Annotated in this window: 14 protein-coding genes; 7 read left to right on the top strand and 7 right to left on the bottom strand. The window is 69.9% G+C overall.

All coding sequences use genetic code 11. The annotated features are described in order from the left end of the window. Positions 1-77: 77 nt before the first annotated feature. Together RGQ06_RS04640 and RGQ06_RS04635 are read right to left on the bottom strand one after the other, a co-directional pair. Positions 78-5,828 carry an Ig-like domain-containing protein gene (locus RGQ06_RS04640; RefSeq protein ID WP_432430702.1) on the bottom strand — a complete coding sequence of 1,917 codons (5,751 nt, stop codon included), beginning with the start codon at positions 5,826-5,828 and terminating at the stop codon, positions 78-80. Between the two features lie 147 nt (positions 5,829-5,975). Further along, a complete protein-coding gene (locus RGQ06_RS04635) occupies positions 5,976-8,570 on the bottom strand; it encodes a LuxR C-terminal-related transcriptional regulator (protein WP_432430598.1) in 2,595 nt (864 codons plus the stop codon). A 194-nt stretch (positions 8,571-8,764) separates the two neighbouring features. Here RGQ06_RS04635 and RGQ06_RS04630 point away from each other — a divergent pair, with 194 nt between their 5' ends. Next, on the top strand, positions 8,765-9,541 hold the full coding sequence (locus RGQ06_RS04630) for a GNAT family N-acetyltransferase (RefSeq protein WP_432430599.1): 777 nt from the start codon (positions 8,765-8,767) through the stop codon (positions 9,539-9,541). A 21-nt stretch (positions 9,542-9,562) separates the two neighbouring features. Continuing rightward, positions 9,563-9,781 carry a hypothetical protein gene (locus RGQ06_RS04625; RefSeq protein WP_432430600.1) on the top strand — a complete coding sequence of 73 codons (219 nt, stop codon included), beginning with the start codon at positions 9,563-9,565 and terminating at the stop codon, positions 9,779-9,781. Between the two features lie 77 nt (positions 9,782-9,858). On the opposite strand, the gene RGQ06_RS04620 is transcribed toward RGQ06_RS04625, so the two are convergent. Continuing rightward, positions 9,859-12,861, bottom strand: coding sequence for an ATP-binding protein (locus RGQ06_RS04620; protein ID WP_432430601.1), 3,003 nt, complete (start codon positions 12,859-12,861; stop codon positions 9,859-9,861). A gap of 98 nt (positions 12,862-12,959) precedes the next feature. On the opposite strand from RGQ06_RS04620, the gene RGQ06_RS04615 reads away from it, so the two are divergent. The 5 genes from RGQ06_RS04615 to RGQ06_RS04595 all read left to right on the top strand — a co-directional run bounded on the left by RGQ06_RS04615 (position 12,960) and on the right by RGQ06_RS04595 (position 16,982). Then, the gene (locus tag RGQ06_RS04615; protein ID WP_432430602.1) at positions 12,960-14,066 is read left to right on the top strand and encodes a class I SAM-dependent methyltransferase; all 1,107 of its coding nucleotides are present in this window, start codon (positions 12,960-12,962) and stop codon (positions 14,064-14,066) included. Further along, positions 14,063-14,806: a PIG-L deacetylase family protein gene (locus RGQ06_RS04610; protein ID WP_432430603.1), complete on the top strand. Its 744-nt coding sequence runs from the start codon at positions 14,063-14,065 to the stop codon at positions 14,804-14,806. Before RGQ06_RS04615 ends, RGQ06_RS04610 begins: the two co-directional genes overlap by 4 nt. Next, entirely contained in the window at positions 14,803-15,513 is a 711-nt protein-coding gene (locus RGQ06_RS04605) for an AzlC family ABC transporter permease (RefSeq protein WP_432430604.1), read from the top strand. The genes RGQ06_RS04610 and RGQ06_RS04605 overlap by 4 nt, the downstream gene beginning before the upstream one ends. Beyond that, the gene (locus tag RGQ06_RS04600) at positions 15,510-15,830 is read left to right on the top strand and encodes an AzlD domain-containing protein (RefSeq protein ID WP_432430605.1); all 321 of its coding nucleotides are present in this window, start codon (positions 15,510-15,512) and stop codon (positions 15,828-15,830) included. The genes RGQ06_RS04605 and RGQ06_RS04600 overlap by 4 nt, the downstream gene beginning before the upstream one ends. 72 nt (positions 15,831-15,902) lie before the next feature. Continuing rightward, positions 15,903-16,982, top strand: a complete 1,080-nt coding sequence (locus tag RGQ06_RS04595; protein WP_432430606.1) for a zinc-dependent alcohol dehydrogenase — start codon at positions 15,903-15,905, stop codon at positions 16,980-16,982. A 138-nt stretch (positions 16,983-17,120) separates the two neighbouring features. On the opposite strand, the gene RGQ06_RS04590 is transcribed toward RGQ06_RS04595, so the two are convergent. The 4 genes from RGQ06_RS04590 to RGQ06_RS04575 form a co-directional block, all read right to left on the bottom strand. Next, positions 17,121-17,501: a VOC family protein gene (locus tag RGQ06_RS04590; protein WP_432430614.1), complete on the bottom strand. Its 381-nt coding sequence runs from the start codon at positions 17,499-17,501 to the stop codon at positions 17,121-17,123. Positions 17,502-17,503: 2 nt separating this feature from the next. Next, the gene (locus RGQ06_RS04585; RefSeq protein WP_432430607.1) at positions 17,504-17,785 is read right to left on the bottom strand and encodes an ArsR/SmtB family transcription factor; all 282 of its coding nucleotides are present in this window, start codon (positions 17,783-17,785) and stop codon (positions 17,504-17,506) included. A 433-nt stretch (positions 17,786-18,218) separates the two neighbouring features. Further along, positions 18,219-18,563 carry a HepT-like ribonuclease domain-containing protein gene (locus tag RGQ06_RS04580; protein ID WP_432430608.1) on the bottom strand — a complete coding sequence of 115 codons (345 nt, stop codon included), beginning with the start codon at positions 18,561-18,563 and terminating at the stop codon, positions 18,219-18,221. Beyond that, positions 18,550-18,858: a nucleotidyltransferase family protein gene (locus RGQ06_RS04575; protein ID WP_432430609.1), complete on the bottom strand. Its 309-nt coding sequence runs from the start codon at positions 18,856-18,858 to the stop codon at positions 18,550-18,552. Before RGQ06_RS04575 ends, RGQ06_RS04580 begins: the two co-directional genes overlap by 14 nt. Between the last annotated feature and the right edge of the window lie 56 nt (positions 18,859-18,914).

The raw sequence follows: 18,914 nt of genomic DNA, 5'->3' as shown, positions 1-18,914 counted from the left end.
GAACGCGCTTGCGCGCTCGCGAGCGGGCCGGTGAGTGCTCGTAGCTCCCTGGTCCGGCCGGAGTATCCGGGCGAACGTCACCGGGCCCGCCCCCGACCTCCGCCACCGTCGTTGTCGGAGATGGTCAGGTTCCCGCCCTCGAGGAACACGGCCTCGCCAACCGAGCCGGGCATGGTGAAGGCGTCGACGATCTCGCCATCGCCGTTGCGGACCCGGATCCAGATCCGGTCCACGCCTGCTCCGGGTTGGCCGGCGTCCTCGACGGCGATGGTGAAGGTGTGGTTGCCGAGCGGCTCGTCCCACCCTGGCTCGGCGTAGGTCGCCTTTCCGCTCGCCGTCGCCCAGCGGGTGCCGGCCTCGGTGTCCTCCCAGCTGGTGAGCGAGCCGAGTGCATTGGACTTCAGCCGGTACCGGGTGCCGTCGGGCAGGTGGCGGATGACGAGCACGCTGCCCTGCACCTTCGTGGCCTTCTTGTTGTACGAGAGCGTCAACCCGACGTTGGTGCGGTGGCCGTCGGCGTCGGGCCAGGCGAAGTGGCCGCCACCCCCCGCGGAGCCCTCGGTGGGTGCCGCGACGACCAGGAGGTCCTCGGTTCTCCCGGTGAAGTACCCGCCAGCGACGTCGTAGTGGACCTCGTAGGTCTCGGCCGGGACGGCGTCGAAGTCGCAGCCCACCGTCAGCACACCGTCGTAGCCGGCGCCGGTGTCGGAGACCACGGCGCAGTCGACAGGGCCGATCGAACCGCCGGTGCCCACGGGCACGAGCGTTGCCGTGACCTCGGCCAGCCCGAGGTCGCCTGGTCGAGCGGTGCCTGCGGCCCCATCCGGCACGGCCTCGTGGACCACGGCACCGAGGCGGAACGGTCCGCTGATGTCCTCGCCCTCGGTCACCTCGACCGCCACCGGGTTGTCCTCGGCCGGGGAGATGGTGGCGTCCTCGGCGTCGATCACGAACGTCGCCGAGGCGCTGTCGTCCAAGGCGCCGTCGTCCACGGTCAGTGTCGCCTGCTGGACGCTGGCCGGTCCGGCCGCCGTCCCGGACAGCTGCCACTCACAACGCGCCGCGCCCGCCACTGTGGTGCACGTCGGCGATCCGGCGGTGATGCCCGTGGGGAGGCCGGCCGGCACCAGCGACAGCGCATCGCCGTCGACGTCGGTGGCCACGAGCGTGACCGGGACGATGTCGTCGCTGGCATCGACGTCCTGGTACCCGGGGGTGACCGACTCGATCACCGGGGAGTCGGCCACGGGCACGACCGTGACCGTCACCGTCGCCTGGCTCGTCGCCCCCGCCGCGTCGGTGAGCTCGTAGGTGAACGAGTCGGTGCCGTTGACGTCGGCATCGGGGACGTAGGAGATGGTGTCGTCGGCGCCGACCGTGGCCGTGCCCATCGTCGGCGGCGAGATCACGGCGACGGAGACCTCGGCTGGTCCAGCGACGCCGTCGTTGGCGAGCACATCGACGGTGACCGGCGTGTCCTCGTCGGTGGTGGCCGAGTCGTCGGCCGCTGACGCAGCCGTCGCCGGCACGTCGGTCCACTCGCACCGGACCGTCTCGCCGGCGTCGAGGTCGACGGTGGCGGTTCCCGTACCGCTGTCGGCCACGCTGCCGCCGTCGGGGTCGTCACACACCAGCGACGAACCCTGGTGGCCGTCGCCGGCCGAGGTCTGGGTCACGGTGTAGGTGCCGACCGGCACATCGCCCTCGGTGAGGAGACCGCCGTCGGCGAGGTCGAACGTGCCCAGGCCGGGCAGGTCGCTGGTGAACGACGCCGGCGACCCGCCGGCCGGATCGGTCGTTCGCTCGAGGACCACGGTGCCGTTCTCGGTGACCACGGTGCAGCTCCCGGTGCCGCCGACGTCGATCTGGACGGTGTCCCGTCCGGCGCGTCCGTCGGCGTCGACGGCATCGAAGGAGATCCGGTGGCACCCGACCGACAGGCCACCCGGACCGAGGTCCAGGGCGCGGCCCGTGCCGAGCACGCCGTCGAGATCAGACCGCCACGTCAGCGAGGCGCCATCGAGGAGGCTGTCGGCCGGGTCCCATGCATCGCCGCGCAGGTGGATCGGCACGTCGGTGCCGATGGTGGCGCCGTCGTCAGGGGTGGCGATGGACGTCACCGGAGCACCGGCATCGACGACGAAGGTCGGCGAGGTGGCCGTGGCGGCGCGTACGCCGTCGGAGACCACGACCCGGATGCGGGCCGTCGGCGAGCCCTCGAGGTAGCGGGTCGGTGCGGTGTAGGACCGGGCGCCTGGCTCGGTGGTGGCCAAGTGCTCCCAGGTGACGCCGTCGTCGAGGCTGTACTGGATCATGGCCGTCAGCTCGTCGCCGTCGGCGTCGTGAGCGTCCCAGGAGATCGCGATCGTGCTCGTTGCGGCGGTGTCGGCCGTGGGTGAGACAAGATCGACCGTGGGAGCCGTGGGCGAGGCCACGACCCGGGTTCGTTCGACACCGTCGACGGTGACGACGATCTCGGCGAGGTCGGCCACGTCACCGGTGACCGGCACCGGGGCCACGAACATCGGGATCGGCGGCCCGAAGTAGTCGTCTCCATCGGCCTCGTCGAGCGGGACCGACCGCGTGCCGAGCACCCCGCCGGCGGCGTCGAGCAGGGTGACGTCGACGGCGCCCGACTCGAGCGACGGGTCGGCGCCCCGGAGCGGGAACGCGTCCTCGAGGACGAGCTCGCCGGTCTCGGGATCCTCGGCGCCGGAGACGACGACCATGTCGGCGGACGAACCGCCGCCGCCGATGCTTGCGTCGTTCTGGTCGAGGATGCCGGCCCAAACGGCGAAGTAGGTGAACGTGGACGGCCACCGCGACTGCTCGGGGTTCTGCCCGCAGTACGACATCAGCTCGAAGTCCCGTCGGGGGTTGGGAACAGCGAGATCGTCCCGCCCGGCGAGGTACTGGCGAGGAACGAAACCCCAGATCTCGGTGTCGTCGTCACCGAGAGGGCCGATGGTGGGGAACAGGAAGTCCCACCTGGTCTCGGCCGACGCGGTGTTCTCGGTCGAGAGCGTCTCGAAGAAGGGGTGCAGCTGGGCCGAGTCCGGCGCGGTCGCGCCGCACACCCCGGCTCCCGGCTCGATGGCGGCGTGGGCCTTGCCGTAGACGTGGGCCGCCTCGTGGACCGTGGCGTTGCGGGCGCCCCCACCGTCTGCAGGTTCCTCCGCCTCCCAGAGGTAGGTGCTGGCCACCTTGGTCCCGGTCGTGGCCAAGCCGCGACCGATCCCCTGTGGCCCCCGGTCGAGCAGCAGGCCCGAGAGGATGACCGCCGGCGGGAAGCGGTCGGGGTGCAGGACCCGGTTCACGATCCGGCGCTCGGACAGCCGGATGTTGGCCTTGGACAAGGTGGGCGGCTTGGAGAAGGTGTTCCCGTCGTTGATGCGGAAGTCAATGACGTCGGTCGGGAGCGCATCGGAGTGCCGGCGGATGATCTCGAACACGTCGTCGGTGCTCGGGGCCTCCCACACGCCGCCGTCCTGGCGCTTGGCCAACGTGGCGGTGCCGGTGAGCCCACTGGTGTCGAGGCCGAGATCCGACTCGTCCAGACCTCGGAGGAGGCGGATGGTGTTGGCCGAGGTGTCACCCGACACGGTGATGCGGCCCTGGCGGATGCCGAAGAGGCGGCTCAGGAGGTCGTGGATGGCGTCGTCGATCTGGGCGGCGGTGGCATCGAACGGGAGCGAATCGGTGGCGTCGCCGTCGACGACGATGCGGAACGACCCGGCGGTCGCCGAGCGGGACAGGTCGTAGATCTCGCTGCGGCGCACCGGCCAGGACGTGAACTCGATCAATGGACGGGTCGGGTCGACGAAGCCGACGACCGTGGTGCAGTCGGGTGCGCTGTCACGCTCGTCGCAGCGGACGCCCTGCCCGGCCGGGCCGGTCAGCTCGAAGGACAGATCCACACGGCCGGCGGTCTTCGTCCAGCTGCCGGGCAGCACGAAGTTGAGGCTGCCGTCCAGGTCGGCGCGAGGGCGGGTACCCGGGTCGTCCACGTCGTCGGGCACGATCAACCCCGGGTTCTCCGGCGACAGCGGGCTGCCCGGCAACGGGGTGCCGTTCACCTCGCCACGGAGGACGCCGCTGGCCTGCGTCGGGCTGGTGTCGTCGAGACGCTCGAGGAACACCCGGGCCACCGTGTCCTTGCCCGAGTAGAGCGACACGTCGTTCTCCCAGTTCTGGATCGCTTGGTTCACCTCGATCGCGTGCAGGCGCAGCACCTCGGGATCGGGCTCGGCAACGATCCTCTCTTGACCTTGGAACAGGTAGGCCGCCCCTGCTCCCGCGCCGCCTTCAGAGGCGCTGATGTCCCCCACCAAGAGGTCCGCCAGCCCGTCGTCGGTCACATCACCCACACCTGCGATGTCGTCATGGCCAGTCTGGAGTTCGATCTGCCATGCCGAATCCGCACCGATCGAGCCACCCGAGAGCGGATCCAGCAGGACGTGATGCACGCGGGGCAGCGACCCATCGAGGTTCGGACGTCGGGTGACGACGACGTCGTCGTGCCCGTCACCATCCGTGTCTCCCACTTCCGTCACGAAACGGATCGGATACTCGGATTCGCCCGTATAGGAGGACAGGACGGCCTTCGATGCGCCGTCGTAGATGATGACCCGCCCGATCTCATCCGCCCAGTCGACGAAGTACCCCCAATCGACCGCAGCGAACTCCGGAACACCGTCACCATTCAGATCATCCAGCCCGGCAACGTCTCCTCCGAGCTTGTTCAGGCGTGACCCATTGAGTTCGACACCAGCAGAGCCCAGCGAACCGAGGTCCACAGCAACTCCGTCAGTCCGCCCGTACACGATGAACACGGCGCCGGTGACCACCTCTTGGGTGTCCGACCACGCGGGGTCGAGCGACTCAGCACCCGGCGCTCCGACCGCCACGTCGTCCAGGCCGTCACCGTTGACGTCGCCGATCCCTGCCACCGCTCGACCTGCACTCGTGGCACCTTCTCTCAGGCTCATGTAGACCGCACGGTCGTCGTTGGAGGCCTGCGCTTCGTTGAGGTCGATGCTCGCTGCAGTCGGACTTCCGAACACCAGATATGCGCCAAAGCGACTGCCCGGCGCCCCGATGATGACGTCGTCGTAGCCGTCGCCGTTTGCATCCCCCGCTGCATCGAGCGTGTTGTCGCGCCCGAGAGAGTCACCCGGAACGCCATCGAGCAAGTAGCCGTCAGGCGTTGCACCCGTGGCGATGTCCGACAGTTCGACCGTTCGGCTATCTGGCCCCCCCAAGATGATGTAGACCCGGCCAGACGTCAATGTTCCGAGTTCTGGGCGGGCTGTTCCGGGCTCGCTCACCATCACGTCGTCGAAGCCGTCACCATTCGTGTCGCCAGCGGTCGTGACAGCCGTGCCAGCTCCACGTTGCAGGGTCGAAGCATCTCGCCCGTTGATCTTTATCCCGGGCGTCCCCCCCGGCTGGCCCACGGTGTCCAGCTCGACATCGCCGAGCACCGGTCCGAACACGATGAAGGCCTCACCCTCTCCGTCCGGGCCACCAGTGGGTGCCCCGATGACGACGTCGTCGAAGCCGTCACCGTTGACATCTCCGGCGTCACCGACCGTGTGGACGTTGTGCCCCTCGTAGGTCCCCGACAGAACTGCGAAGGCTTCATCGGGAGTCCGAACCTGATCGGCCACCTGTCCCTCCGACGTGGGATCGTGACTCGTCCCGGCCGACGGTTGAGCGGGGAGTCCCACGACAACAAGGGCAACCGTCAGAAGACCGGCGAGCACCAGCTGTGCGGTGCGGCCTCGGTCCCGGCACCACAGCACTGACAGGTTGACCGTGACGGGCATGAGCGTGCTCCAAGCGTGCGCGTGCGGCCATTGATTCGCGCCGGATCGGGCGAGGGCAAGGACAGCGACTACTCAATCCGCAAGGGGTGTTACTCAATCCTCACCCGCAAGCGGCGGGACACCCCCGTTCCGTGGGCCTGCGCCGCTTCACCCGCCGCCGTGCAGGACCGTCGCCAGCTCCTCTCGGCCCGACACCCCCAGCTTCCGGTACACGGAGGCCAGGTGGTTGTCGACCGTGCGCACCGACACGAACAGCTGATCGGCGATCTCGCGACTGGTGGCGTGGATCGCTTCCGTCGCCACGTCCAGCTCACGGTCGCTGAGACCGGGCGGCGCCCCGACCACGGCCGGGGTAGCCACGCACTCGCACTGCCGGAGCAGCAGCGAGGCGCGCGCTGCGGCCCGTTGGGACCGGTCGTTTGACCCGGCATCGCCCCACACCCGCGCCGCCTGGGCCGCGGCTTCGGCTCCGAGCATCGGTGATCCGTGTCCCACCATGCGGGCGCTCACGGATTCGAGCCCGTCGGCGTCGGATGCGACGGATGCCCGGGCGTGATCGAGCATGGTCTCGACCAGGAACGCCCCTTCGGTGGTGGCCACGGCATCGGCGAGGTCGTCGACCACCAGCGATGCGTGGCCCATGCGCACTGCGTCGTGGAGCGCCCAGACACCCCAGACCACGTGGTCGTGTGCGATCGCGGCTCGGCCCACGTCGAGGGCGATGCGGGCTGCCGCGTCGGTGGATCCCACGGCGAGCCATGCCCGCCCCCGGCCCACCCAGACCGCCAGGCGTGTCTCGAGGCCGGCCTCGAACGATGCCTGGTCCAAGTGGTCGGCGGCGTCCTCGGGCGGCTGCCCGGCCTGGGCCTGGTGCATCACCCAGATGCCGACCGATTGCGAACGCAGGCGGAACGGATCGTCTTTCTCGAGCACGGCCAATGCGCGAGCCTGGAGCCGGGTGGCCTCGGTCAGCCGTCCCTGCATTCCCAGCACCATCCCGTGCCACACCAGCCGCAGCGAAGCCGGCGCACCTCCTCTCCTGTCAGCCCACGTGCGCGTCGTGCAGGCGCGCTCGGCGTCGGCCAGGCGACCTTCGGCGGTCAACGCAGCCAACCGGTTCGAGGCCAGTTGATCGACAGCCATGACCGCTTCGGTTCGGTGCCGGTGGGCCAGTTCCTCACCCTGTCTCATGCGTTCGTCGAAGTCAGCCAGGCGACCGGTCATGGCCTGGGCCAGGCTGAGGTTCGTATGCGCGGTGATCCGTGCCGGTGGCGGGATTTCGGGGCTGGCCAGCGCTGCGGTGGCGGCGGTGACCGTGTCAGTGAAGTTGCCGGCGATGGCGCTGTAGAGCGAACCCTCGGTGTCGACCTGCCACCGCAGCGCCGCAGGCAGGCTGTCCCGCGTCTCCCGTAGCACCGTGGCCGCCTCATCAGGACGGCCGAGGAGGAAGGCCAGGACGTGGCCCCGGATCAGTGCTGCTTCGGCCCGCTCCGCTGCACTTGAGGGTTCCACCCCGGAGAGGACGGCCAGTGCTTCTTCCCCATCTGCTCGGAGGGACAGGACCCGCGCCAGCAGGAGGGTTCCCGTCGGGGATCCGGGTGCGGCGCCGACCGCGGCTCGCGCGAGGCGTTCAGCGAGCGCGTAGTCGGTCCTCGACAGGGCTTCCTTCGCTCCGGCGCAGGCGACATCCACGTCGATCGCTCCACCGGAATCGACCATCAACATGGCGGTCCGCAGGCACAGGCCGGTGTCGGCGGTGGGATTCCCCGCGTCGCGCACTGCGTCCACGAGCCGATCAGCGATCTCCTTGCGCCGGTTTGGTCGGAGGCCGGCGAGGACGACCTCGGAGAAGAGCGGATGAGAGGTCGTCACGTGTGGGGCCTCGCCGATGTGGACCGTCGACACCAGGCCGAGCCCCTCGAGCTCTCCGACGGATTCGTCGGCCACGATGCCGGCGAGGAAGCGGAAGGGGACTGGCTCGGCAACCGCGATGAGCTCCAGCGCATGGCGGGCGGTGTCGCCGAAGCCGATCAACCGACCCGTGATCAGCTCGTCGAGGCGGTCCGAGGCGAGCGGCGCTGTCGACCGCCAGCGACCTCCGTCGAGCTGCACAGCACCCGTTCGCCGGGCGTCCTCGAGCGCCACCAGCACGTACAGCGGGTGTCCACGGGTGAGATCCCACACCGTTGCGGCGAGGCGGTCATCGAGCGGCCCCCCGAGCACCGTGGCGGCGAGCTGCGCCGCCTCGGGTTCGGCGAGCGCGGCCACTTCCACGAGCGCCGCGTGGCCGTCCTTCCAAAGTGCCGTGACCGCCGGAGACGGCCGGGGCGAGGGCCGTACCGTCGCCACCAGACGTCCTTCGCCGTGGACGACGATCTGGTGGATGAGGCCCATCGAACCGTCGTCGAGCTCGTGGGCATCGTCCACCGCGAGGAGGAGTTGCCGACGACCGGACCGTCGCTTGAGCTCCGTCCGGGCGCTTCGCAACAGCACGGTCGGATCGGGGTTCGGGTTGGCGGTGAGCAGGTGGGATACGGCGGCGAAGGGCACACGCCGCATCCCGGGTGCGGCGAGGACGTTCTCCACGTGCCAATCGTCGGGAGCGGCGGCGACGACCTCTGCGAGCAGCCGGGACTTGCCAACACCGGCCCGTCCGGTGAGTACCAGCCCGGCGGGCCCGTCCGGGCGGAAGAGCGAGCGGAGCCGCTCCATCTCCCCGACACGTCCGATCAGCCGCCCCATCCGCGGCGAGGGTACCGGCGCCCCTCCCGGCGATGCCGTGGAGCACGTTCGTCGCTCGGCCCGGGCTGGAGTCGGAGGTGCGGGATCCGGCTCGCGCTGGCGATTGCGCCAGGCGCCTCATCGGAGCCCGACCCCATGCTCGCCCGTAGAGCTACCGTCCGTGGCACGCGGTCGGGGGGGATCGGGGGCAGACGATGGTCGGAGGACTGGACGCACTCGGAAGGGCGGCCGACGTCAACCTCGCGGGCGCGTGGGCGAGCATCGGCGGGCACAGTGGCGAGGTCGGCGGCTCACTCGACTGCCCGTTCGTGGCTACCGGGCTGCCCGCCGCCTTCTTCAACGGCGTGTACGCAACGGGTCCCGTCGATGACCCCGACCGGCTGATCGCCGATGCCTCCGACTTCATGGCCGAGCGCGGCGTGCCCTGGCTCCTCTGGGTGCGTGAAGGCGTAGACGATGCCCTGCTCGACGCCGGGCGCCGCGCCGGCCTCACCGACGCCGGCGGCCCCCTCGCGATGGCGCTTCCCGCGATCGAGGAGATTCCGCCTGTTCGCGATGGCCTCGAGATCACCGTCGTCCGAGATGCCACCGGACTCGAAGTCGCCCGCGACCTCGCTGCCCGCGGGTTCGACATGCCGCGGGAGTTCATCGACGTCCTCGCCACGGAGACGATGCTCGACGACCCAGCCGTCGTGATGGTGACCGGCTCGGTCGACGACGTGCCCGTCGCAACCGCGCTCGTGAGCGTGACCGGTCGAACGGCCGGCATCTACAACGTGGCGACCCCACCGGAACATCGACGCCGCGGGTACGGCGAGGCGCTCACGTGGGCTGCGGTCGAGGAGGGCCGGCGTCTCGGCTGCGACCACTCGACGCTCCAGGCCTCCCCGATGGGCGCCCCGATCTACCGTCGCATGGGCTACCTCGATCTGGGAACGTACGTCCAGCTCGCTCATGAGCCAGCCGAGTAGTCGGTCAGCAGGAGACAGACCATGGCGACGAGAGGGGAGCGCCACCCCGAGCGTGACATCGCCGACGCAGAGGTGGAGTCCTTCATCCTCGACGCCGTCGACCGCATGAGCCGGCTCCCGACGGTTCGAACCGGGTCGCGGATCGTCCCCGTCGAGTTCGACGAGCCCGAGGATGCGATCTATCGCCGACTGCTCTCGGTTCTCGGTGAGGAGGGCGGATCCTCACTGGACCCCGAGTAGGGACCCGGCGTCCAGGGAGGCTGTCACGAGCAGAACTGCTCGGATCATGAGAGATGCGACTCGGGCGGGGCCCCGCATCAGGCCATGGCTCGGTCGGGTGCCGCCAGCAGTCCCTCGATGGTGAGAAGGGCGAGATCGACGGTGTCTCGTGGACTCAGGGCCGCACCGGAGGACCGGAGGAGCTCGACGCGCTCGACCCCCAGCCGGGCCGAGAGCTCCGTGCGAAGCGCCTCGATCTCGTCGGCAGCCTCACCGAACAGCCGCGGCGCATCCTCGGCAGCCGTCAACGCGCCGAGCAGCTCGGCGGCCTCGGCATCGGCTCCGCACTTGGCCAGCAGGGGTGCCAGGTTGTGCAGCGTCGTCCACTGGTGGGTCCAGTCGTTGCGCGAGCGCCAGCTCTCGATGAGCTGGCGGTATGCCTCGAGGGTCGCCTCCTCGTGACCGACCTCGATCGGGAGCGTGGTGAGGGACAGGCGCGCCACCCCGGTGACGAGGTGGTTGTCGACGGTCTCGCCGGCGGCGATCGCAGACCGCAGCAGCGCTGCCGAGCGCGCCGGGTCACGTCTGGCGGTCGCCTCGCCGAGGAGGTAGTCCGCCCACGCCTCCGAGGTCGGCGCGCCGCTGTGCTGCGCGAGCACGCGCGACCGCTCTGCCCACGCCAAGGCCCGATCGGTGGCACCGCCGTAGAGCTCGGCCAAGCCGGAGATCATGCAGGCGATCTGGCCGTGGAAGGGCTCGTCGGCGGAGCTCGCGAGCGCGAGGTAGCCCTCGGCGGCAGCCGCGGCCTCGGGTAGCTCTCCGGAGTACAGGGCGACCAGTGCCTGGGCGTGGTGGGCGTGGAGGGTGGCAGCGGTGTCGCCCTGGCCCATCTCCAGCGCGCCTGCGGCCAGCGCACGCGCAGCCGCCAGGTCCCCCCGGTTGGTGGCCACGAGCGCCATCGTGGCCATCGCCGCCGCCCGCAGCGGGTGGTCGTTGGCTCCCTCGATCGCCAGAGCGAGCTCCGCCCACTCCCCCACGTCATCGCGCAGGCGGTGGAGCGCGAAGTCGCACAGGGACGTGGCCACGGTCAGCGCCGTGTCGGCATCGCCCTGCGCGACCGCCCGGCGGAGGACGGAGCGGATGTTGTCGGTCTCGACCTCGATCGCTCGCACCGCGATGGCCTCATGGGGCCCTCGGAAGCGTGGTTCGGCGTCTCGCACGAGCTCGAGGACCCACCGCCGGTGGCGATCGAGGAACATCGGTGCGGACCCGTCGGCCACGGCTCGCTCCTGCCCGATGCGGCGGGCGGTTCGCAGCAAGCGGAACCGGGACCGGCCGCTCGCGACCTCGACGGTGAGGAGGGACAGGTCGCTCAGCGACCGGAGGCGGTCCTCGACCTCGGCGGCGTCGGCTGCGTCGAGGACAGCAGCGGCGCCGAGGGCGTCGAAGGACCCGGAGAAGGTGCTGATCGCTGCGAAGACCTCCCGGTCGGCAACGTCGAGGGAGTCGAGTGACCAGTTCAGCGCCGAGCGGATGGAGCGATGGCGGGGTGCGCCCGAGCGTCGGTTCACGTCGAGCGCGCCGCTGCGCGCGGTGACGCGCTCGGCCAGCTCCTCCAGCGTCATGTTGCGCAGCTGGGCAGCGGCGATCTCGATGCCGAGGGGCAACCCGTCCACGGCTCGGCACACATCCACGATGAGGCGCCTCGAGCGCTGATCTGCAGCGATGTCCGCGCCCGCTGCGGCCGCGCGCTGGCAGAAGAGCGCGATCGCCGGTGGCGGCTCGCTCGAGATGGTCGGATCCGCCCACCGCATCGGGGCGAGCTTCACCAGCTCCTCGCCGGCAACGTCGAGCGGGGCTCTGGCCGTGACGACGACGGACGCCGGCGCAGTGGCGAGGACGTCGACCACCAGGTCCGCGACCGGTTCGGCCACCTGTTCGCAGTTGTCCAGGAACAGGAGCGGTTCGATGCCGGTGATCGCGGTGACCACGGCCTGGCGCGTGGTCTGGGATCCCTGCCGACGGGCCTGCAGCGCCAAGGCGATGACATCGACGGCATCGGAGGCAGAGGACGCGGTGGTGAGATCGCACCACACCAGGGGCTGGTGGAGGTCGGCGGCGCCGTCCAGCTCATGGGCGAGCGCCATGGCCAGTCGGGTCTTGCCGACACCAGCGGGCCCGACGATCGTCGTGATCCGTGACCGCCGCACGCCGGCCCGGAGCTGCGCGAGTTCGGCCTCGCGGCCGAGCAGCGCGGTCAGCGCTCTGGGTGGACCGCTCATCGGCTCTGGCGGGGCGGCTTCGCGCGCACCGACCGCCAGGGTCGGGGCCAGCTGCCGGTCCTGGAGCTCGTGCGCCAGGATCTTCGCCTCCAGCTGGCGCAGGGCGGTCGACGGCTCCAGTCCGAGATCCTCCCCGAGCCGCGAGCGCAGCCGCTGGTAGGTGCTCAGCGCATCGGCCTGACGACCGAGGTGGTAGAGGCTCTCCATCAGCACGGCGTGTGGCCGCTCCCGGTAGGGGTGGGCCATCGTGAACGCCTCGAGCTCCGCCATGAGCCCGAGGTCCGCCTGATCGACCAGCAGCTGCTCGAAGCGCGTCTCTGTCAGCGAGAGGCGCAGCTCGTCGAGACGGGCGGCCTCGCCGACACCGCAGTCGCTGTCGGCGATGTCGAGCAAGGACGGACCGCGCCAGAGCGCCAGCGCCCGACCCAGCCGCTCGGACGTCGTGGCGGGTTCGCCCACCGATTCGGCTCCGGTCAGCCTCGCCAGCTCGTGCAGATCGGTGGTGGCAACCGTGGGATCGAGGCAGTACGCATCAGCGTCGGTGGCGATGGCCGCCGTTCGGTCGGATCCCCTGTCCAGGTGACGGCGAAGTCGTGAGACGTGGGTGTGCAGGTTCTGGCGGGGATCCTTGGGACGCTCGGTGTGCGGCCAGGCCACGTCCATGAGCGACTCGATCGAGGCCGGGCGCGGCGACCGCAGGGCGAGCAGCGTCAGGAGGCGGCGCTGCAGGGGACTCGCGGGCGTGATGTCCCGGCCGTCGTGCTCGACCACGCAGGGTCCGAGCACGGCGATCCGCAGGGCGGGCTGGGGCTCCACCACGTCGGCAGCATGACCATCGATCAAGTGAGCGTCAAGGGCTGCGCAAGGGGCGACCGGGAGGCTGATCGCTGACCAAGACATCCACCAAGGAGATTCTGATGACCATCGCCGAGCACACCACAGCCGCCCCCGCACCGTCCGACCTCGAGCTCGCCGTGGAGGAGACCGTCGCCAGCTTCGTCGATGCGGTTGCCAGCGCAGCGTTCATCTCGATGGTCGCCATCGGCGATCGCCTGGGGCTGTACGGCGCTCTCGCGGACCTGGGCGGTGCGACCGCTGGCGACCTGGCCGCGACCTCGGGCTGCAACGAGCGGCTCGTGCTGGAGTGGCTCTCGTGCAACGCATCTGCGGGCTACGTGGACCACGTCGTCGACGATCGAGGCGACGACCGCTTCACCATCGGCCCCGCAGCGGCCGCCCTGCTCGCTGATGAGGGCTCGCCGGTGTTCTTGGCGAGCGCAGCCACGTTGGTCCGGTCGTACTTCACGGATCAGGACCAGCTGGAGTCCGCGTTCCGCGGATCGGGTGGCATCGACTGGGGCGACCACCACGACTGCATGTTCACGGCGGTCGAGCGGTTCTACGGGAACGCGTACAGCACCTCGCTGACGTCGGAGTGGATTCCCTCGGTGCCCGGACTCGCCGAGAAGCTGACCGCTGGTGCCAGCGTCGCCGACGTCGGGTGCGGCCACGGCGTGTCCACGGCACTCATGGCCGAGGCGTACCCGCAGTCGACGTTCCACGGCTTCGACTTCCACGATGGTTCCATCCGCCGTGCACGCGAGGTCGCGGTCGAGCGGGGCGTCACGTCCAACGTGCAGTTCAGCACCCGCACTGCCACCGACTTCGATGGCGGGCCCTACGACGTCGTGTGCGTCTTCGACGCGCTCCACGACATGGGCGATCCTGGCGCGGTCATCCGGCATGCCCGGTCGCTGCTCGCCGATGACGGTGTCGTGCTGCTCGTCGAGGCACAAGCCGGTGACGACCGGGCCACATCGATCGCGAACCCGCTCGGACGCCTCTTCTACGCCGCGTCGACGGTGCTGTGCACGCCGTGCGCGCTCTCGCAGGGTGGGCCCGAGGCGCTGGGGAACCAGGTGGGCGCCGCCCGGTGGGAGCAGATCTTCGTCGCCAACGGCTTCTCCCGCTTCGAGCGCTCGCTCGAGACGCCGTTCAACCTGATCCTGGCCGCACGGCCATGACGGTCGACATCGCCGGCCTGGGCAGGATCCTGTCCGTCTGGGCGCACCCCGATGACGAGACCTTCCTGGCCGGCGGTGTCATGGCCGCAGCTCGCCAGCTCGGCCAGGACGTCGTGTGCGTCTCGGCGACCGATGGCGAGCACGGCACCGACGACCCGGCGGCGTGGCCGCCCGAACGGCTCGGGCGGCTGCGGCGCTGGGAGGCGACTGCCGCCATGAGCATCCTCGGGGTCGACGATCACCGTTGGCTGGGCTTCGAGGACGGGACCCTGGATGGCATCGATCCCCGCGCCGGCTGCGAGGCGATCGCCGTGGTGATCGACGAGGTACGCCCGGACACCGTGTTGACGTTCGGGCCCGACGGCATGACGTACCACCCCGACCACATCGCGGTCGGCCAGTGGGTGCTGGCCGCGTGCGACCGGTTCGCGGCGCCGCCTCGCGTGCTGACGGCAGCGCTCGATGCGGACCGCCACCGCCGGTTCCGGGAGCGCCTGGAGACCTGGTCGATCTACATGACCGACGAGCGCCCGACACCGGTGGAGCGCGACGCCCTCGCCCTCCAACTCGACCTCGACGACGAGGCCTTGGATCGGAAGATGGCCGCGCTGCACGCCATGCACAGCCAGGTCACCCCGGCGCTCGCCGTCATGTCGGCGCTCGAGCTCCGCTCCCTCTACGGCCACGAGAGCTTCGTGGCGGCTGACGTCGTCGCACCGAGCAGCGGAGCGAGGCGATGACCTCGATCGCTGTTGGGCGTCGCATCGACCGGGAAGCGCTCTCCCAAGGGGCAGGAGTGGCGCTGTCGCTCGCTCTCGGCTACGTGCCGTTCGCCCTGGCGCTCGGAGCGACGTTCGCTGCCACCGATCTCGATCCGTTGGTCGCGTGGTCATCATCGTGGCTGGTGTTCGCCGGTGCGGCACAAGCGACTGCTGTCTCGTTGCTCGACGCGGGTGCTGCACCAACCGTCGTCGTCCTGTCCTGCCTGGTGATGAACGCGCGCCACCTCCTGTACGGGGCGTCACTGCGACCGCACATGGATCCCTGGTCACGGCGTACCAGAGCGGCGGGCGCGTACTTCCTGACCGACGCGGTGTACGCGATCGCTGCAGCGCGGTTCGAGGAGGGGCCCGGCGCGGAGGCCATCAGCCACCGCAGCTTCTACTTCGGCGCCGGACTCACCGCCTGGGTGTCGTGGGTGGCTCTCACCGGAGCAGGTGTGACACTCGCGGACTCGGTCCCCGCCGTACTGCGCCTCGACCTGGCGGCACCCCTGACCTTCGTGCTGCTCCTCTTGCCGCTGCTCAGCACCCGCGCCGCGAAGGTCTCCGCCGTCGCAGCAGGGAGCACTGTCGCAGTGGGTGCGACGCTGCCAATGGGAATCGGATTGCTCGCCGGCATCGCCGCAGGGGTGGCCGCGGGCTCGCTGACCGGAGACACGACATGAGCGACCTTGCGGTTCTCGCCGTCATCGGCGCCGGCACCTACCTGTTGCGCAGCCTCCTTCTCATCCGCACAGCGGCACTTCCCGGTGCTCTCCAGCGCCGCCTTCCCTTCGTGGGACCGTCGGTCCTCGCGGCGATCGCAGCTCAAGGGATCGTCGCAGCCGGGGGAGGTGTGGAGGTCGAGGCCTCCGCCGCTGCCGTGCTCGCCGTCGCAGCCACCGCTGCGGTGTGGACGCGACGGAAGACGTTCGGGGTCCCCCTGGTCGCAGGCATGGCGATCTGGTGGGTCGCCGCCGCCGTGCTCTCCTCGCGATCATGAACACGCCAGTCGTCTGCCCACCCGCCTTCGCCCGGAGATCGTCCACCGGCGAGCAGGGCGGGTGATGGCCACATGAGACGACTCCTGTTCGAAGGCCCCGGCCAGGTCCGGTGGGAGGACGTCGCCGCCCCGGTGCTCACGAGCCCGAGGCAGGCGCTGGTGCGACCGTTGGCGGTGGCCACCTGTGATCTCGACATCGCGGCTCTGACCGGCCGCTTCCCCCTGGCTGGGCCGTACGCGTTCGGTCACGAGGGCGTGGCTGAGGTCACCGTCGTGGGCGACGCGGTCACCACGGTCGCACCGGGCGATCAGGTGGTCGTCCCGTTCCAGATCTCGTGTGGGGACTGTCCGCCGTGCCGGCAGTCCCGCACCGGGAACTGCACCGGCTACCCGCCACTGTCGACCTATGGACTGGGCGCCATGGGCGGCCACCAGTGGGGAGGGCTGCTCGCCGACCTGGCGCTCGTCCCCGACGCCGACGCCATGTTGGTCCCGCTTCCGGCCGGGATCGACCCCGAGGCGGTCGCGAGTGCGAGCGACAACATCCCTGACGGATGGCGTTGCGTGGGCCCGCAGCTGGCTCGATCGCCGGGAGCCGACGTGCTCGTCGTGGGCGGTAGCAGCGGGCCGAGCTCGATCGGCCTCTACGCGGCCGGGATCGCCGTCGCCCTCGGTGCTGGGCGTGTCGTGTACCTCGATGAGGACGCCGATCGGCTCGACATCGCCACCACCCTCGGCGCCGAGGCGATGGAGGGCCCACCCCCATCCAAGGTCGGTTCCTTCCCGATCACCGTGGATGCCAGCGGCTCCGAGATCGGACTGCGCTGCGCGCTCAACAGCACTGCGTTCGACGGGCAGTGCACCAGCCCTTCCGTGTACCTGGACGACCCGACCGTGCCGATGTTCTCCATGTACTCGCGGTGCTGCACGCTGCACACCGGCCGAGTCCACGCACGAGCGGCCATCCCCCAGGTGCTCGATCTGGTGGCTCGAGGGTTCGACCCATCCGTCGTGACCTCGTCGGTCGCCATGTGGTCCGATGCCGCCGAGGCGCTCCTCGACGCCCCGATGAAGCTCGTTGTCCGCAGGACCGGGGCCCCTACACCACCGCCATCGGAGACAGTGGGCTACGCAAGCCCGTCTCTGCCCTGACATCGAGCAGCGCGCACGGGGAACCCTGACCGGCGACCACGTCGAGAACGACCGAAGCACGGCATCTGCGTTCCCCATCGCACAGGACGCGCTCCAGAGCGGGACACGGACTCGAGGGGCATGCGAGCAGACGGCGCGTCAGCGCGTGATCACCTGGATCAGGTTGCCGCAGGTGTCATCGAACACCGCGGTGGTCACCGGGCCCATCTCGGTCGGCGGTTGGGTGAAGGTCACACCGGCTTGGACGAGTCGAGCGTGCTCCTGGTGGACGTCGTCGACGGCGAAGGATGCGAGCGGGATGCCATCGGCAGCGAGTGCTTCGCGGTACGGCCCGACTGCCGGGTGCCCGGACGGTTCGAGGAGCAACTCGACGTCTTGCCCAGGCGATCCGACGGTGACCCATCGGTCACCGTTCCCGAGCGGGACGTCCGTGCGGGGCTCGAAGCCGAGTACCTCCGTGTAGAAGCGGAGCGCCTGTTCCTGGTCGTCCACGAAGACGCTGGTCACGTGAAGTCGAATGGTCAACTGTCCTTCTCCTCGTTGAGCCATCGAGACATCGCGCCGTGAAGCGGTGCGATGTCGATGGAGTGGAACTTGTAGCGACCATCTCGGCGTGTGTGCACGAGACCGGCCTCCTCGAGCACTGCGAGGTGCTGGGAGATCGCCTGCCGAGTCAGATCGACGTCGTGGTCGGATGCGAGGCGGCCGCAGAGCTCGAACAAAGTCTGGTCGTCGCGCCTGGAGAGCACGTCGAGGATCGCGCGTCGGGCTGGCGCTGCGAGAGCATCGAAGACGTCGGCCACCTCTGGAACAATAGGTAAGTGGCGACTTGCCTGCAAGTGCTTGCTTGCCTATGTCTACCTTCGATTGGCCCCAGGTTCCGGTCTTCGAGGTGCCGGAGAACGGCGCGTCGGGGGTCGAGCTCGGGGTCACGCTCGAACCCGGACGGCGGAGGTGCCAGGTCAATCGGTTGGCAAGAGGAAACGGTGCGAGGTGCGGTCCAGGTCCCGTACCCGATGACCTGGTCTGTCCAGCGCGCCCCGAGGGACTCGGGCCCCCTGACCTTCTGATCCGTAGGAGCCGACAGCGGGTCCGTTGGGTGTTGTTGAAAGGCAAACTACCAGGTCAGGGACTTGCGACCGTCCGTTGAGAGTGTCCGAATCCCGCTAGATCCGGGCCGTAGATTGCCAAGAGATTGCCAACCGTGTCGATCGGTGCTCGTCCTGGAACCGCGTGTCAGCGCTCCAGCTCGTCGTCGGCGGGCAGGGCGTCGAGGAGCTCAGGCAGGTCCTGGGTCACGGTTGCCCAGAGGACGTCGAGGTCGATGTCGAAGTAGTGATGGATCAAGCGGTCCCGCATGCGGGCGGCTGCTGACCACGGCACGGCAGGGTGCTCATCCCGAGTCGGGCCACTGACCTGCTTCGCTGCCTCTCCAACGATCTCAACGAGCTTCGTCAGGCCGAGCCGGAGCAGCTCATCGTCGTCGAGCGATTCTCTGGAGCGTCCTGACGAGAACGCGATCGCCTTCTCCGCTGCCTCTCGCAGGTGACGGAGGCGGACGAGATCGTCAGGCGGCGTCATACACGGTGCGGGCCTCGGCGGCGACCTGGTCACGGAAGTGACGGCTCAAGTCGTGGAGCGTTCGGAGATCGACTTGGCGCCCAAGCATGTCGCTGAGATCGAGCTCGAGCTGAGCGATGCTCAGCAGCCCAGGTGTGCGATCACGCTCGAACTCGACGAGAAGATCGATGTCGCTGTCCGGCCTCAGCGAGCCGTGAAGGGCGGAACCGAAGAGCCGGAGGCTGCGAATGCCGTGCTTGGCGCAGAAGGCGCGCAGCTCGTCGTCGTCGACGGCGACTCCCTGAGTCAGCTCCATGACGTAAGTCTCGCAGGTGGGCGGGATCGGTGAGGGCCTCGGTAGGGCTGACGCCC

The sequence above is a fragment of the Salinilacustrithrix flava genome (assembly GCF_041228405.1).
GTDB lineage: Bacteria > Actinomycetota > Acidimicrobiia > Acidimicrobiales > Salinilacustritrichaceae > Salinilacustrithrix > Salinilacustrithrix flava.
This window is presented reverse-complemented; position numbering and strand designations above follow the sequence as displayed.

Coding starts and splice junctions, on each gene's coding strand:
- RGQ06_RS04625 (WP_432430600.1), top strand. CDS start 9,563: ATGGCGACGAGAGGGGAGCGCCACCCCGAGCGTGACATCGCCGACGCA.
- RGQ06_RS04615 (WP_432430602.1), top strand. CDS start 12,960: ATGACCATCGCCGAGCACACCACAGCCGCCCCCGCACCGTCCGACCTC.
- RGQ06_RS04580 (WP_432430608.1), bottom strand. CDS start 18,563: ATGACGCCGCCTGACGATCTCGTCCGCCTCCGTCACCTGCGAGAGGCA.
- RGQ06_RS04595 (WP_432430606.1), top strand. CDS start 15,903: ATGAGACGACTCCTGTTCGAAGGCCCCGGCCAGGTCCGGTGGGAGGAC.
- RGQ06_RS04575 (WP_432430609.1), bottom strand. CDS start 18,858: ATGGAGCTGACTCAGGGAGTCGCCGTCGACGACGACGAGCTGCGCGCC.
- RGQ06_RS04605 (WP_432430604.1), top strand. CDS start 14,803: ATGACCTCGATCGCTGTTGGGCGTCGCATCGACCGGGAAGCGCTCTCC.
- RGQ06_RS04600 (WP_432430605.1), top strand. CDS start 15,510: ATGAGCGACCTTGCGGTTCTCGCCGTCATCGGCGCCGGCACCTACCTG.
- RGQ06_RS04635 (WP_432430598.1), bottom strand. CDS start 8,570: ATGGGGCGGCTGATCGGACGTGTCGGGGAGATGGAGCGGCTCCGCTCG.
- RGQ06_RS04630 (WP_432430599.1), top strand. CDS start 8,765: ATGGTCGGAGGACTGGACGCACTCGGAAGGGCGGCCGACGTCAACCTC.
- RGQ06_RS04610 (WP_432430603.1), top strand. CDS start 14,063: ATGACGGTCGACATCGCCGGCCTGGGCAGGATCCTGTCCGTCTGGGCG.
- RGQ06_RS04640 (WP_432430702.1), bottom strand. CDS start 5,828: ATGCCCGTCACGGTCAACCTGTCAGTGCTGTGGTGCCGGGACCGAGGC.